Annotated in this window: 15 protein-coding genes; 8 read left to right on the forward strand and 7 right to left on the reverse strand. The window is 68.7% G+C overall.

The annotated features are described in order from the left end of the window. Nucleotides 1–77: 77 nt before the first annotated feature. The 7 genes from JHL17_RS05210 to JHL17_RS05240 are packed head-to-tail and all read left to right on the forward strand — an operon-like array spanning nucleotide 78 to nucleotide 6,754. A complete protein-coding gene (locus JHL17_RS05210; protein WP_200190990.1) occupies nucleotides 78–1,094 on the forward strand; it encodes a beta-ribofuranosylaminobenzene 5'-phosphate synthase family protein in 1,017 nt (338 codons plus the stop codon). Nucleotides 1,095–1,126: 32 nt separating this feature from the next. Beyond that, nucleotides 1,127–2,032, forward strand: coding sequence for an NAD(P)-dependent methylenetetrahydromethanopterin dehydrogenase (locus tag JHL17_RS05215; RefSeq protein WP_200190991.1), 906 nt, complete (start codon nucleotides 1,127–1,129; stop codon nucleotides 2,030–2,032). Then, on the forward strand, nucleotides 2,029–3,021 hold the full coding sequence (gene mch, locus JHL17_RS05220; RefSeq protein WP_247893326.1) for a methenyltetrahydromethanopterin cyclohydrolase: 993 nt from the start codon (nucleotides 2,029–2,031) through the stop codon (nucleotides 3,019–3,021). Before JHL17_RS05215 ends, mch begins: the two co-directional genes overlap by 4 nt. Continuing rightward, nucleotides 3,018–3,878 carry a triphosphoribosyl-dephospho-CoA synthase gene (locus tag JHL17_RS05225; protein WP_200190992.1) on the forward strand — a complete coding sequence of 287 codons (861 nt, stop codon included), beginning with the start codon at nucleotides 3,018–3,020 and terminating at the stop codon, nucleotides 3,876–3,878. Before mch ends, JHL17_RS05225 begins: the two co-directional genes overlap by 4 nt. Nucleotides 3,879–3,883: 5 nt before the next feature. Further along, complete coding sequence (locus JHL17_RS05230) at nucleotides 3,884–4,972, forward strand: hydantoinase/oxoprolinase family protein (protein ID WP_200190993.1); 1,089 nt, start codon at nucleotides 3,884–3,886, stop codon at nucleotides 4,970–4,972. Beyond that, nucleotides 4,957–5,883 carry a quinoprotein relay system zinc metallohydrolase 2 gene (locus JHL17_RS05235; RefSeq protein WP_200190994.1) on the forward strand — a complete coding sequence of 309 codons (927 nt, stop codon included), beginning with the start codon at nucleotides 4,957–4,959 and terminating at the stop codon, nucleotides 5,881–5,883. Before JHL17_RS05230 ends, JHL17_RS05235 begins: the two co-directional genes overlap by 16 nt. A 43-nt stretch (nucleotides 5,884–5,926) precedes the next feature. Then, nucleotides 5,927–6,754, forward strand: coding sequence for a quinoprotein dehydrogenase-associated SoxYZ-like carrier (locus JHL17_RS05240; RefSeq protein ID WP_200190995.1), 828 nt, complete (start codon nucleotides 5,927–5,929; stop codon nucleotides 6,752–6,754). A gap of 11 nt (nucleotides 6,755–6,765) precedes the next feature. On the opposite strand, the gene JHL17_RS05245 is transcribed toward JHL17_RS05240, so the two are convergent. Next, a complete protein-coding gene (locus JHL17_RS05245) occupies nucleotides 6,766–7,110 on the reverse strand; it encodes a hypothetical protein (protein ID WP_200190996.1) in 345 nt (114 codons plus the stop codon). Between the two features lie 141 nt (nucleotides 7,111–7,251). Here JHL17_RS05245 and folP point away from each other — a divergent pair, with 141 nt between their 5' ends. After that, nucleotides 7,252–8,358 (forward strand): dihydropteroate synthase, encoded by a 1,107-nt coding sequence (gene folP, locus JHL17_RS05250; RefSeq protein ID WP_200190997.1) that lies wholly within the window; start codon nucleotides 7,252–7,254, stop codon nucleotides 8,356–8,358. A 19-nt stretch (nucleotides 8,359–8,377) separates the two neighbouring features. Here folP and JHL17_RS05255 read toward each other — a convergent pair whose 3' ends face one another. The 6 genes from JHL17_RS05255 to coxB form a co-directional block, all read right to left on the reverse strand. Beyond that, the gene (locus JHL17_RS05255; RefSeq protein WP_200190998.1) at nucleotides 8,378–8,572 is read right to left on the reverse strand and encodes a hypothetical protein; all 195 of its coding nucleotides are present in this window, start codon (nucleotides 8,570–8,572) and stop codon (nucleotides 8,378–8,380) included. 196 nt (nucleotides 8,573–8,768) lie between these two features. After that, nucleotides 8,769–9,242, reverse strand: coding sequence for a hypothetical protein (locus tag JHL17_RS05260; RefSeq protein ID WP_200190999.1), 474 nt, complete (start codon nucleotides 9,240–9,242; stop codon nucleotides 8,769–8,771). Nucleotides 9,243–9,272: 30 nt separating this feature from the next. Beyond that, complete coding sequence (locus JHL17_RS05265) at nucleotides 9,273–9,605, reverse strand: cytochrome C oxidase subunit IV family protein (RefSeq protein ID WP_200191000.1); 333 nt, start codon at nucleotides 9,603–9,605, stop codon at nucleotides 9,273–9,275. After that, nucleotides 9,602–10,258, reverse strand: coding sequence for a cytochrome c oxidase subunit 3 family protein (locus tag JHL17_RS05270; RefSeq protein WP_200191001.1), 657 nt, complete (start codon nucleotides 10,256–10,258; stop codon nucleotides 9,602–9,604). Before JHL17_RS05270 ends, JHL17_RS05265 begins: the two co-directional genes overlap by 4 nt. Then, nucleotides 10,251–11,894, reverse strand: a complete 1,644-nt coding sequence (gene ctaD / locus JHL17_RS05275; protein WP_200191002.1) for a cytochrome c oxidase subunit I — start codon at nucleotides 11,892–11,894, stop codon at nucleotides 10,251–10,253. The genes JHL17_RS05270 and ctaD overlap by 8 nt, the downstream gene beginning before the upstream one ends. Then, nucleotides 11,891–12,865, reverse strand: a complete 975-nt coding sequence (gene coxB, locus JHL17_RS05280; RefSeq protein WP_200191003.1) for a cytochrome c oxidase subunit II — start codon at nucleotides 12,863–12,865, stop codon at nucleotides 11,891–11,893. Before coxB ends, ctaD begins: the two co-directional genes overlap by 4 nt. Nucleotides 12,866–12,867 lie beyond the last annotated feature (2 nt).

A 12,867-nucleotide genomic window follows, 5' to 3' on the forward strand; every position in this document is an offset into this window, starting at 1 on the left:
TGGATACTCGTTCGCGCTACGGACAATTTTGTTCGTAACGCTAACATTGTGCGGTGACCCGCGCAAAGGGAATGCAGATGAGCCATCAGCGCAATCGGATAGGGGAGGTTTGGGTTCATGCTCCCGCGCGCCTGCACGCCGGCTTCGTCGACCTCAACGGCGGGTTGGGGCGCCGCTTCGGCAGCTTGGGCATCGCCATCGACCGGCCGGCCATCGTCCTGCACGCCCGCCTCGCCGACCAGTTGACCGTGAACGGGCCATCGGCCGACCGTGTCCGCCGCAGCATCGAGCGGCTGGGCCGCGAAGCGGGATTGTCGGATGCCGTCGCGGTGACGGTGGAGGAAGCGATCCCGCCCCATGTGGGCCTGGGGTCCGGCACCCAGACGGACCTTGCGGTCGCCGCCGCGCTCGTCTGTCTCGAAGGGCGGGGAACCGGCTCCCGCGAATTGGCTCGCGCGCTGGAACGGGGCGCACGGTCCGGCATCGGTCTGGCCGCCTTCGAACAGGGCGGCGTGCTGCTGGACGGCGGTCGAGGCGGGCTGGATGCGGCACCGCCGGTGATCGCTCGGGCGCCGTTTCCCGAGGATTGGCGCATCCTGCTCCTGCTGCATCGCGGCGGCCATGGCCTGCACGGCGCGCCGGAGGCGGAGGCTTTCCGCCGGCTGCCGGCCTTTCCGTCCGACGCTGCGGCCCATCTCTGCCGGTTGATGCTGATGGTCGCCCTGCCGGCGCTGGCCGAACGCGACGTGGAGCGGTTCGGACAGGCGATCGGCGAGCTTCAGCGCACGGTCGGCGACCATTTCGCCCCGGCCCAGGGCGGGCGCTTCACCAGCCCGCTGGTGGCCGAGGTGCTGGCTTGGCTGGAAGGGCAGGGGATTGCCGGGGTCGGCCAAAGCTCCTGGGGGCCGACCTGCTTCGCCATCGTCGGCGACGCGGGGCTGGCGGAGCGGCTGGCCGGCGAGATGCGCGTGCGTTGGGCCGGTTCGCCGCTGGAGGTGATGGTTTGCCGTGGACGCAACGTCGGTGCGACCGTGCGGAACCTGTCGGCCGAAGCGGTCGCCGCGCCCCCGGTGCGTTGGGCCGCGGGTGAATGACCGGATCGTTGAACGACTGGAAGGAGGCAGGCATGAGCGCCCCATACGTGCTGCACATGATCACGCCGCTGGCGAATGTCAGCCCGTTCGACGTCAACATGGCGGTGGACGCCGGCATCGACACGGTAATTCCCTATACGGGCATCGAGACCGCGCAGGTCGAGGCCCTGACCCAGGACGCCATGTTTTCCCGCGATCCGAGGAACGCGGTGCGCACCGGCCTGTTCATCGGCGGACGCGACGCGGCGATGGCGCTCGACATGCTGGAGGCGGCGCGCAAGGCGATGTTTCCGCCCTTCCGGATCTCGGTCTTCGCCGACCCCTCGGGCGCCTTCACCACCGCCGCCGCCATGGTCGCCGTGGTCGAGCGCGCCTTGCGGCGGTCGGGGCTGGATGGGCTCACCGGGCTCGCCGTCCAAATCTATGGGGCGACCGGCGTCGTCGGCGGCATCGCCGGCCTGATCGCGGCACAGGCCGGCGGCAACGTCACGCTGGTCAGCCACCGCGGCGTGCCGGCGGTCCAGGGCAAGGCGGAGGAGTTCGGCCGGCGCTATGGCGTGGCGCTGTCCTGTGCCGACACCTCCGCCGCAGGCAAGGCGGAGCTGATGGAGCGGGCGGAGGTCGTGCTGGCCTGCGGCAAGGCGGGGGTCACGGTGCTGACTGCCGACGATCTGCGGGCGGCCAAGCGCCTGCGCGTCGCTGCCGACATCAATGCAGTGCCGCCGGCCGGCGTGGAAGGCGTCGGCGTGCAGGACGACGGGGCGCCGTTGCCGGCCCAACCGGTCGCCGTCGGCATCGGCGCACTCGCCATCGGCAACGTCAAGTTCAAGGTCCAGCATCGGCTGCTGGAGCAAATGCAGACCGGCGGCAGTGCCGTCGCCTTCGATTTCCAGAACGCGATGGACGCGGCGCGGGCCATCGCGGGAAAGGCCTCATGATGCGGCAGCGTCCCAGCCTGTCGGCTCTCGCCGGCCCGCTCGCCGCCGCCCTGGTCGCCGATGCGGTGCCGCTGCGGCTTGGTATCGACGTCCTGGCCGGTGCGACGATCGTGGATGGCGGGATCGCCCGTCCCGGCGGGCTGGAGGCCGGATGCCGCATCGCCGAGCTGTGCATGGGCGGCCTCGGCCGGGTGACCCTCCAGGCCGGCATCCAGCCGGATCTCTGGCCCTTCCAGGTGGTGGTGCACAGCACCGATCCGGTGCTTGCCTGCCTGGGCAGCCAATATGCAGGGTGGAGCCTGTCGCACAAGGAAGAGGGCGGATCCTTCTTCGCCCTCGGCTCCGGTCCCGGACGTGCCATGGCCGGCAAGGAAACGCTGTTCGACGAGTTGGGCTATGCCGACAGCGGCGGCCATGCCGTGCTCGTCCTGGAAAGCGATGCCGTCCCGCCGGCACCACTGGTCGAACGGATCGCTGCCGATTGCGGGGTGGGGACGGATCGGCTGACGCTCGTGCTGACGCCGACGGCAAGCCTCGCCGGCACGGTGCAGATCGTCGCCCGCGTGCTGGAGGTGGCGATGCACAAGGTGCATGCGCTGGGTTTCCCGCTGGACCATGTCGTCGACGGCATCGGGGCCGCCCCCCTGCCGCCGCCCGGCAAGGGCTTCGTCGAGGCGATGGGCCGGACCAACGACGCCATCCTGTTCGGCGGCACCGTCCAGCTTTTCGTCACCGGACCGGAGGATGCGGCCGCCGATCTGGCACAACGTCTGCCGAGCACGGAGTCCCGCGATTACGGACGCCCCTTCGCCGAGGTGTTCGCGGCGGTGAACAAGGATTTCTACGCCATCGACCCGCTGTTGTTCGCCCCCGCCCGCGTGGTGGTGACGGCGCTCGACAGCGGCCGCAGTTTTCATGGTGGGCGACTTGCGCCCGATATGCTCGATCGTTCTTTCGGAGGGACGGGGCGCGCAGGGCCTGGAAAATGAAAGCTGCGGTGGCGGAGCTGTTCCTGGCAGCCTGCCGGGCGGAGGTGATGGCGCTGAAGCCCGGCAACGTCCATGTGCACGCCGCCGGCCATGGCATGACGGTGGAGGACTTCTTGCTGTCGGCTGAGGCTGCGGCGCCGGAGATCGCGCGGGCGGATGCCGCGGTCGGCGAGCGGATCCTGCGGGCGGTGCGGGCGACCCGGAGGGCGGTGAATTGCAACACCAATCTGGGCATCCTGCTGCTGTGTGCCCCGCTTGCCCGCGCGGCCGAAATGCCGGCGGTTCGGCCGTTTCGGGACAGGGTGTCCGCCGTGCTGGCGGCGCTGACGGTGGGCGATGCCGATGCCGCCTTCGAGGCGATCCGCCTCGCCGCACCGGGCGGACTTGGCCACGCTGCCGAACACGATGTCGCGGAACCGGCGACGGTGGATTTGCGCAAGGCGATGGCGGCGGCCCGGTCGCGCGACCGCATCGCAGCCCAATATGCCGACGGCTATCGCGATGTCTTCGACATCGGCGTCGTCTGCGCGCGGTCGATGGCGGATTGCGATGCCGTCTCGTTGGCCGAAACGGTGTATCTTGAGTTCCTGACCGCCTTCCCCGACAGCCATGTCCTGCGCAAGCATGGAGAGAATGTCGCGGCGGTCGTACTGGCCGAAGCCCGCGAGGTGCGTCGGCGGGTGGCGGAGTCCTCGTCGGCCGCCGAACGGCGCGAGCATCTGTTCGTCTTCGACGCGCGTTTGAAATGGCAGGGCATCAACCCGGGCACCTCCGCCGACCTGACCGTCGCCAGCCTCCTTGCCTATTGGCTTGAAGGGCGAGGGACGGAGGACCGGGAAGCCGAGGAAAGAGGATGACAAGCATGACGACCACGCTCGGCCTCGATGTCGGCGGCGCGCATCTGAAGGCGGCTTGGCTCTCCGGCGGCGAGTTGATCGACGTGGCACAGGAGCCGTGCCCGCTTTGGCAGGGCCTCGACCGGCTGGAGGCGGCGCTGGCGACCGTCGCCGGCCGTCATCGTCCGGTCGCCGTCGCAGCGGTCACCATGACCGGGGAACTGGTCGATCTCTTCGCCGACCGCGCCGACGGCGTCGGACAAATCCTGGATGCATTGGCGTCGGCGCTGCCGGGGGTAAGGCTTGAGATATTCGCTGGCCCCACCGGCTTCCTGCCGCCGGGGGAGGCGCGTCGCCGGGTGGCGGAGGTCGCTTCGGCCAACTGGCATGCCACGGCGGCGCTGGCGGCCCTGGCCCTGCCGGAGGGGATCCTCGTCGACATCGGCAGCACCACGACCGACATCGTTCCTTTCGCCAACGGACGGGTGCTGCACGCCGGCTATACCGATGCGACGCGGATGGAGACGGGGGAGCTGCTCTACACCGGCGTCGTCCGCACGCCGGTCATGGCGGTCGCCTCCCAGGCTCCCGTCGACGGCGTCTGGCGCGGCGTGATGGCGGAGTATTTCGCGACCATGGCCGATGCCCACCGGCTTGCCGGCACGTTGCCGGAGGGTGCCGACCTGCATCCGACGGCCGATGGCCGCGACAAGGGGCCGGAGGCCAGCGCGCGCCGCCTCGCCCGCATGGTGGGGGCCGATCTGGGGGAGGGGGATCATGCGGCCGGCGGTGCCGTCTGGCGGCGGCTCGCCGACCATTTCATCGACCGGCAGATCCGCAAGGTCGAGGATGGGCTGGCCCAGGTCGTCTCGCGCGGGGTGGTGCCGGACGAAGCCCCCGTGGTCGGGGCGGGCGTCGGCCGCTTCCTGGTGGAGCGGGTGGCCGCCCGCACCGGCCGCCCCTACCGCTTCCTGATGGAGGCGGCGACGCTGCCGGACTGCTGGCGGTCGATCGCCGCGGATTGTGCACCGGCGGTCGCGGTGGCGCTGCTGTGCGCCCTGGGCCGGTCGCCGGATGGCGCGCGGCGGGGGAGGGTGGCATGGGCATCCGGCTGAGCCGAGCGGCCGCCACCGCGGCGCTGTGCCTCCTCGCGGTGGCGGTACCGGCATCGGCGGAGCCGCTCGCCGTCACGGAGATCGCGCCCGGCATCTTCGTCCATCAGGGTACCATCGCCGAACCGGCGGCGGACAACCGCGGCGACACCGCCAACATGGGCTTCATCGTCGGCGACGACGGCGTGGCGGTCGTCGACAGCGGCGGCACGCCGGAGTTGGGGCGGCGCCTGCGCGAGGCCATCGCCGCCCGCACCGGCAAAAGGCCGGTCATCGTCATCAACACCCACATGCATCCCGACCATGTCTTCGGCAATGCCGCCTTCGCCGATGTGCCCATCGCCGGCCACGCAACTCTCCGGGATGCGCTGGCCGCCCGCCAGGACGTCTACCGGCAGCGCCTGACCGAGGAACTGGGCGCGGAGGCGGCGGGCGGAATCGCTCCGGTCCGGGTCGACAGGCCGGTGGCCGAGGAGGTGCGGATCGATCTCGGCAACCGCATCATCGTGCTGACCGCCCATCCGACGGCGCATACCAACAACGACCTTACCGTTTTCGACCGCAAGACGGGGACGCTGTTCGCCGGTGACCTGCTGTTCATCGACCATCTTCCGGTGGTGGATGGCAACGCCCTGGGCTGGCTGCGGGTGATCGACGGGCTGGAGCGGATGCCGGCAATGCGTGCCGTTCCCGGCCATGGTCCCGCCGTTGTCGACTGGCCGAGCGCGCTCGACGCCGAACGGCGTTACCTGACGGTCCTGGTGGACGGGGTGCGGCGGGTGCTAAAGGCGGGCGGCGGCATCCAGGATGCGGTCGCGCGGGTGGCGGAGGGCGAGCAGGACCGTTGGCTGTTGTTCGATGCGTATAATCCGCGCAACGTCACGGCAACCTTCGCGGCGCTGGAATGGGAATAGGAGCGGACAGCGGGACGACTACGGAAAAGCCAAGGAGGGAGCGATGACGCAATATCCGCTATCGGGGCTTCTGGCAGGGCTTCTGCTTGTCCTGTCCACGCCGGTGCCTGTCGCCGCCGCAGACCGGGCGGACGACGTGGCGCGCTGGGACCTTCTGCACGACATGTATTTCAAGGACCGCCCGGTCGAGGAGGCCGGCGGCCGCATCCGGATCGAGGCGCCGGCCCGCGCCTATGACGCCGCCCTGGTGCCGGTTCGGGTGGAAGTCGAGCCGTCGCTGCGCCTGAAGACGCTGTCGCTGCTGGTCGACAAGAACCCGGTGCCGCTGGCCGCCACCGTCCGTTTCGGTCCGGCCAGTGCCGGCAGCGGTATCGAGACACGCCTGCGCGTCAATGAATACACCAACGTCCGCGCCTTGGGGGAGACCCAGGACGGCCGGCTGCTGATGGCGGAGGCCTATGTCAAGGCGGCCGGCGGCTGTTCCGCCCCCGCCGTCAAGGATCCGCAGGAGGCGCTGGCGCGCCTCGGCCGCATCAAGGTGAAACTGCCGGACACGCTGGCCCCCGGCAGCCCCGCCACCGTCCAAGTCATGATCAGCCATCCCAACAGCAGCGGGCTGCAGTTCGATCAGGTCAGCCGCACCTACATCCCCGCCCATTACATCCAGTCCATCACCATCCGTTCCGGCGGCCAACTGGTGCTGGAGGCGGAGACCGACATCTCGATCAGCGAGGATCCGAACCTCCGCTTCAGCGTCGTCCCGATCGAGGGCGGCAGCCTGGAGGTGGTCGCCCATGACACCAAGGGCGCCAGCTTCGCCCGGACCGTTCCGTTGACAGCGGGAGCTGGGGCGGACGGACCGGCGCTGTAGCCGCCGCCTTCTCAGAAGCACTGGCGGTCGGCGGCGACCTGGGCCTGACGGAAGCGGTCCATCAGGTCCTTGGCCCAGCCGGAGCTGCGGAATATCCCGGCGCGCTCGCCGGGCAGGTCGGACATCACCTTGACCGTCTCGATGGCCGTGTAGTCGTCATAGGTGATGCGGTCGGCGATGGCGTCGATGCTGCAGGCGCATTTTTCCATGACGATGTGCGACTGGCCGTTGGATGCCATGCAGGCGATCACGTAATCGGCCCGCGCCGCGGTGGGGTAATCGTTCGCCGGACCCGCGGCGGCGGGAACGGTCGACAGCAGGGTGGCCGCGAGGACAAAGGCGATGCGAACTGGCATGGCCGGAAGTCTCCAGTCTTGTTCCGCGGACGCTTGCCGGGATGGCTGCGCCGAGGGTCAGCGATGATTGCATGCATTACAATCACGGATGCTGATTGATTTGGTCCACTCCAAAGGGGTGGGCATCCTTCCGAGGGGGGCATGATGGAGGATGACGAGACCCGGCTTACCCTGCGCCCGCTGGGTCTGACCGCACCGGAACAGGCCCTGCCCGGAGCCCGCCGGCTGGCCGGAGGCTGGCTGTGCTTCGATCGCTGCGAGGCGGTGCTGCGCACACCTGCGGGCAAGGCAACAGGCGGTGCGGCGGACCGCAGGATCCTGCCGCTCGCGGATCTCGATAGCTGGGCCGGCGGGCTGCCGGATCCGCTGCGGCGATCCTGCCGCCTGTGGCTGGAGCGGCTGACGGCGGAACGGCCGCCGGTCGCCGGGCTTTCCCTGGACCGGCCGCGCCTGATGGGCATCGTCAACGTCACCCCGGACAGTTTTTCCGACGGCGGATGCCATGCCGACGCGGATCGGGCGGTCGCCCATGGGATCGGGCTTGCCGAGGCGGGAGCCGACATCGTCGATGTGGGGGCGGAATCGACCCGCCCCGGTGCGGCTGCCGTCCCGGCGGAGGATCAGATCGCCCGAGCCGTCCCGGTGATCGCCCGGCTGGCGGAGCGGGGGATCCGAGTCTCGGTCGATACCCGCAGCGCCGCCGTGATGACCGCCGCGCTTGCCGCCGGCGCCCGGCTGGTGAACGACGTTTCCGGGCTCCGTCATGATCGCCGGGCATTGGCGGTGGTGGGCGACGCCACGGCCCGTGATCCCGATGTCGCGGTCGTCGTCATGCACATGCGCGGCGAGCCCGCCACCATGAACCAGGCGCCTGTTTACGAGGATCCGGCGCTCGACGTGTACGACGAGTTGGCCGAACGCCTGCGGTGGTGCGAGGAGGGCGGGCTCGACCGTGCCCGGATCCTGGTCGATCCGGGGATCGGCTTCGCCAAGCGGATGGAGCAGGGGGCAGCCGTCGCCCGCTCCCTATCCCTGTTGCACGGGCTGGGTTGCGGGGTGCTGGCCGGCTTCTCACGCAAGGGGCTGGTGCGGGGCTGGGCGGATTCCACGGCGCCGCGCGACCGGCTGCCGGGCTCGCTCGCCGCAGCGATCATCGCCTTCGAACAGGGCGTCCAGATCCTGCGCGTTCACGACGTGCGTGAGACCGCGCAGGCACGCGACGTCTGGGAAGCCCTGCGGCTGCGCTGAGGCTTCCCCGGCCGTCCCGTCAGACCTGGCGCGGCTCGCACCTCCAGCGGCGGACGGTGTATTTCGGGTGCTGTTCCGCCCATTCGGCGGCCCGGAACAGGCCGGTGCGCGAGCACGCCATCACGTTGACGAACGGTTCCTGGAACTGCGGGCGTTCGACGCTGCAGCGGTCGGGGTTGGAAACGAGGCAGACCACGAAGAGCAACTCGATCATGACATCTCCAGCCGTCATGGATGTTGCGGGCGACCTCGGTTCGGCGCCTTTGATCGGCGGCGGCCGTCCAGGTTCATGGGCGGGGTTATGTTGCAGTGCACACAAATCACGCGCCGGAGTCAAGGCGGATGGTTTATGGAAAGCGATTCCCTGTGAACACCAGGAGCCGGCCGATCGTTTCGATATGGTTCCTTCCTCATCCGTGCAAAGCCTTCGCGAGAAAGCGGTCGATCAGCCGGGCGACCGTCTCGCTGTCGAGCTCGTCCAATCGGCAGGTCAGCACGTCGGTGGTCTTCACCGGCGCCAGGAAATTCCCGGATACCGAGGTCGTGCCGTCTTCCCCGACATGGACGGTCATATAGGCGCGCGGCGCATCCTCCGCGGTGTCGATGGAGGTGAAGTGGACGATGGAACGCGGCATTTCGTGGACGAGGTCGATGTCCTCCTGGAACCACACGGTGCCGACCTCACGGACGATCGCTTGCCGGGAGTCGACGATGGGCCGGATGATGCGGTCGTGCAGATCGCGGATGTCCTGCAGCACAGTCACCTTGCGGCCGTCGCGGGAGCCTTCGCCGAAATGCTCCGTGGTGTCGCGCTTTGCCGCGTCCAGCATCCGGCGGGTGCGGACCACGGCATCGACCAGCCGGCTGGTGGCGTCCGAATGCATCGCGTCTGGCTCCTCCTGGAATTCGGTTGCTCATCGGTCGGCCTGCCGGTGTTCGCGGCCGGTCGGTGCCGACAGGTCGCCCACGGGATCCACCTTGCGGGTCAGATAGTCGGTCGCCGACAGGGCGAACAGGACCGCCAGCCAGAACAGGCCGGCAGCTGCGGCGGCACGGGTCAGCGCCGGGGCGCGGAACAGCTTCATGAACAGCGCCAGCACCAGAAGCGCCTTCGCCACCGAGATGCCCAACGCCAGCACGATGTTCAGCGGGCCAGGCATCGGCACATAGGCCAGCCCCAGCGTCGCCGCCAGCAGCGCCACCAGAGCCGCCCAGGTGAACAGGTAGCTGCGGGGAATTCCCGTCATGGTCCGCTCCGTCCGACCAGATAGATCAGCGGGTAGAGGAAGATCCAGACGACGTCGACGAAGTGCCAGTACAGCCCGGTCACCTCGACCGGTGTGTAATAGCCGGACGAGAAGCTTCCGCGCCGCGCCCGCAGCGCCAGCCATACGATCAGCCCGATGCCGATGGTGACATGGATGCCGTGGATTCCGGTCAGCAGGAAATAGAGGAAGTAGAACAGCTCGATCGTCCGGGCATGCGGGCCGTCTTCATGAAAATTCAGCCCCGGCACCAGATGCTCGGTCCATTCCCCATGATATTCATAGCCCTTCAGCCCGAGGAACAGCAGCCCCAGCAAGGCCGTGACCGCCAGCAGCCGGGTCAACGCCTTTCGCCGGCCCTGCTCCGCCGCATGGACGGCCAAGGCCATGGTGAGGCTGCTGGTCAGCAGCACCAGCGTGTTGACGGAGCCGATGACGATCTTGGTGTGGCGTCCGGCCTCGGCCACGCCGGCGGGATGGCTGGCGCGCAGCCAAGTGTAGGCCAGCAGCAGCCCGCCGAAGAACAGGATCTCCGTCGCCAGGAATACCCACATGCCGAAGGTGGCGGCCTCCGCCTGCTGGTCCGTCGTGGCGTATTGCGGCTCGGGCCGCGGGAGGGGGCCTGCCTCAGACATCCTGCGGCTCCGGTTCCGGCCGGTACTGGTAGGGCGGCCGGGTGACGGTGGGCATCCGGTCGAAATTGTGGGTGGGCGGCGGGGACGAGGTCTGCCATTCCAGCCCGGTCGCCGCCCAGGGGTTGGATCCTGCCCGCTTGCCGCGGAACAGCGACCAGCCGAGATAGAAGAAGGGCAGGGCATAGCCGGCGGCCAGCACCGACGCGCCGGCCGACGAGAGGATGTTCCAGGCCTGGAATTCCGGCGGGTAGGAATAGTAGCGCCGCTCCATCCCGAGATAGCCCAGGATGAATTGCGGGAAGAAGGTCAGGTTGAAGCCGAAGAAGATCAGCAGCGCGGCGATGCGCGCCCACCATTCGGGATAGAGCCGTCCCGTCACCTTGGGCCACCAGTAATGCAGCCCGCCGAAATAGGCGCTGACCATGCCGCCGACCATGATGTAGTGGAAATGCGCCACGACGAAATAGGTGTCGGTGACATGGACGTCGAAGGCGAGGTTGGCGACGAACAGCCCGGTCAGCCCGCCGATGGTGAACAGCCCGATGAATCCCAAGGCGTAGAGCATCGGCGCGTCGAAGCTGATCCAGCCCTTGTGCAGCGTGGCGGTCCAGTTGAACACCTTGATCGCCGACGGCACCGCGATGACGTAGCTGAGCAGCGAGAAGACCAGCCCGGCATAGAGCGAGATGCCGGCGACGAACATGTGATGCGCCCAGACGAAGAAGCCGATGACCGAGATGGCGATGCTCGACCACACCACGAACTTGTAGCCGAACAGCGGCTTGCGGGCGAAGCAGGGCACGATCTCGCTGATCACGCCGAAGCCCGGCAGGATCATGATGTAGACCGCCGGGTGGGAGTAGAACCAGAACAGGTGCTGGAACAGCAGCGGGTCGCCGCCCAGCGCTGGGTCGAAGATGCCCACCTTCAGCAGTCGCTCCGCCGCCACCAGGATCAGCGTGATCGCCAGCACCGGCGTCGCCAGCACCATGATGACGGAGGTGGCGTAGTTCGACCAGACGAACACCGGAAGCCGGTACCAGGTCATCCCCGGCGCCCGCATCCTGTGGGTGGTGACGATGAAGTTCAGCCCGGTGAGGATCGAGGAGAAGCCGACGGCGAGCACGGCGGCCAGCGCCAGCACGACATAGCCGTTGGAATAGAGCGAGGAGAAAGGCGTGTAGAAGGTCCAGCCGGTGTCGACCCCGCCGATCAGGATGGCGAACAGCGCCAGCAGCCCGGCGCCGACATACAGGTACCAGCTCAGCAGGTTCAGGCGGGGGAAGGCCAGATCCTTGGCGCCGATCATCAGCGGGATCAGGAAATTGCCCATGGTGTTGGGGATCGACGGGATCAGGAAGAACCAGACCATCACGATGCCGTGCAGCGTGAACAGGCGGTTGTAGATGTCCGGCGTGAAGATACCGGACGGCGTCACCAGGTTGAGCCGGATCAGCGTCGCCGCCGCCCCGCCGACGAAGAAGAAGACGGTGATCGACAGGGTGTAGAGGATGGCGATCCGCTTGTGGTCCCTGGTCAGCAGCCAGGAGCGCAGCGTGACGCCTCCCTCGGTCAGGTAGTTCCGGGTGGCGACGACGGGTTCGTCCGGCTTGCCGGTCACGGTCGCGCTGGTCATTGGGCGGGCCTTTCCACGCTGCCGGCTTGGGAGGTGCCGGCCGTCCCGTCGGCCAGCGACTTGATGTAGGCGACCAGCTTCAGCAGGTCGTCCTCGCCGATCTGCCCGGCGAAGGACGGCATGACCGGCGGGTAGCCGGCGGCGATCTCCGCCTTCGGCATCAGGATCGAATCGCGGATGTAGCGGTCGTCGGCGATGACGGTGCGGCCGTCCTCCAGCGGCACCGGGCGGCCGAACAGTCCCTCCAGCCGGGGGGCGCGGACGGTGCCGGCGCCGCCGTGGCAGCCGCTGCAGCCGTAGCTGCGGAACAGCGCCTCCCCCTCCTGCGCAAGGCTGGGGCCGGGGTCCTGGCTGTCCAGCCAGCGCTGGAAGTCGGACGGCTGCATCACCACGACGCTGCCGCCCATCCGGGCATGCCAGGTGCCGCAGAACTCGGCGCAGAACAGGCGGTAGTCGCCGACCTCCGTCGGGGTGAACCACAACGTCTCGTAGCGGCCGGGGAGGGCGTCCTGGCGGATGCGGAAGGCGGGGATGGCGAAATCATGGATCACGTCCTCGGAGGTCAGCACCAGCCGCACCGGCCGGCCGACCGGGACATGCAGCGTGTCGATCTCGCGCTGGCCGCCGGGATGTTCGATCTTCCACATCCATTGCTTGCCGACGACATAGATGTCGGTGGCGTCCTTGGGCGGGCTGTGGATGTCGACATAGAGCTCGGCCCCCCAGAAATAGAGGCCGAGGAAGGCGATGAAGGTCGCGGTGGTCCAGGCCACCTCGACCCTCCAGGTGCGGCCCAGCCGGTTGCCGCGCTCCACCTTGCTGTTCTTCCGGTAGCGGACGCAGAACAGGATCATCAGGCCGAAGACCAGCAGCAGGATGAAGGCGCTGGTGCCGAGCAGGGCGGCGAACAGCCAGTCCATGTCGGCGGCGTGGGCGGAGGCGGTGGGAGGGAGGAGTTGCAGGCTTCCCATGG

Origin of the sequence: Azospirillum endophyticum (assembly GCF_016595245.1) — a bacterium.
Classification (GTDB): domain Bacteria; phylum Pseudomonadota; class Alphaproteobacteria; order Azospirillales; family Azospirillaceae; genus Azospirillum; species Azospirillum endophyticum.

Bases quoted from the DNA above. Each gene is read 5' to 3' on its own strand.
- JHL17_RS05210 (WP_200190990.1), top strand. From the start codon at position 78: ATGAGCCATCAGCGCAATCGGATAGGGGAGGTTTGGGTTCATGCTCCC.
- JHL17_RS05215 (WP_200190991.1), top strand. From the start codon at position 1,127: ATGAGCGCCCCATACGTGCTGCACATGATCACGCCGCTGGCGAATGTC.
- mch (WP_247893326.1), top strand. From the start codon at position 2,029: ATGATGCGGCAGCGTCCCAGCCTGTCGGCTCTCGCCGGCCCGCTCGCC.
- JHL17_RS05225 (WP_200190992.1), top strand. From the start codon at position 3,018: ATGAAAGCTGCGGTGGCGGAGCTGTTCCTGGCAGCCTGCCGGGCGGAG.
- JHL17_RS05230 (WP_200190993.1), top strand. From the start codon at position 3,884: ATGACGACCACGCTCGGCCTCGATGTCGGCGGCGCGCATCTGAAGGCG.
- JHL17_RS05235 (WP_200190994.1), top strand. From the start codon at position 4,957: ATGGGCATCCGGCTGAGCCGAGCGGCCGCCACCGCGGCGCTGTGCCTC.
- JHL17_RS05240 (WP_200190995.1), top strand. From the start codon at position 5,927: ATGACGCAATATCCGCTATCGGGGCTTCTGGCAGGGCTTCTGCTTGTC.
- JHL17_RS05245 (WP_200190996.1), bottom strand. From the start codon at position 7,110: ATGCCAGTTCGCATCGCCTTTGTCCTCGCGGCCACCCTGCTGTCGACC.
- folP (WP_200190997.1), top strand. From the start codon at position 7,252: ATGATGGAGGATGACGAGACCCGGCTTACCCTGCGCCCGCTGGGTCTG.
- JHL17_RS05255 (WP_200190998.1), bottom strand. From the start codon at position 8,572: ATGATCGAGTTGCTCTTCGTGGTCTGCCTCGTTTCCAACCCCGACCGC.
- JHL17_RS05260 (WP_200190999.1), bottom strand. From the start codon at position 9,242: ATGCATTCGGACGCCACCAGCCGGCTGGTCGATGCCGTGGTCCGCACC.
- JHL17_RS05265 (WP_200191000.1), bottom strand. From the start codon at position 9,605: ATGACGGGAATTCCCCGCAGCTACCTGTTCACCTGGGCGGCTCTGGTG.
- JHL17_RS05270 (WP_200191001.1), bottom strand. From the start codon at position 10,258: ATGTCTGAGGCAGGCCCCCTCCCGCGGCCCGAGCCGCAATACGCCACG.
- ctaD (WP_200191002.1), bottom strand. From the start codon at position 11,894: ATGACCAGCGCGACCGTGACCGGCAAGCCGGACGAACCCGTCGTCGCC.
- coxB (WP_200191003.1), bottom strand. From the start codon at position 12,865: ATGGGAAGCCTGCAACTCCTCCCTCCCACCGCCTCCGCCCACGCCGCC.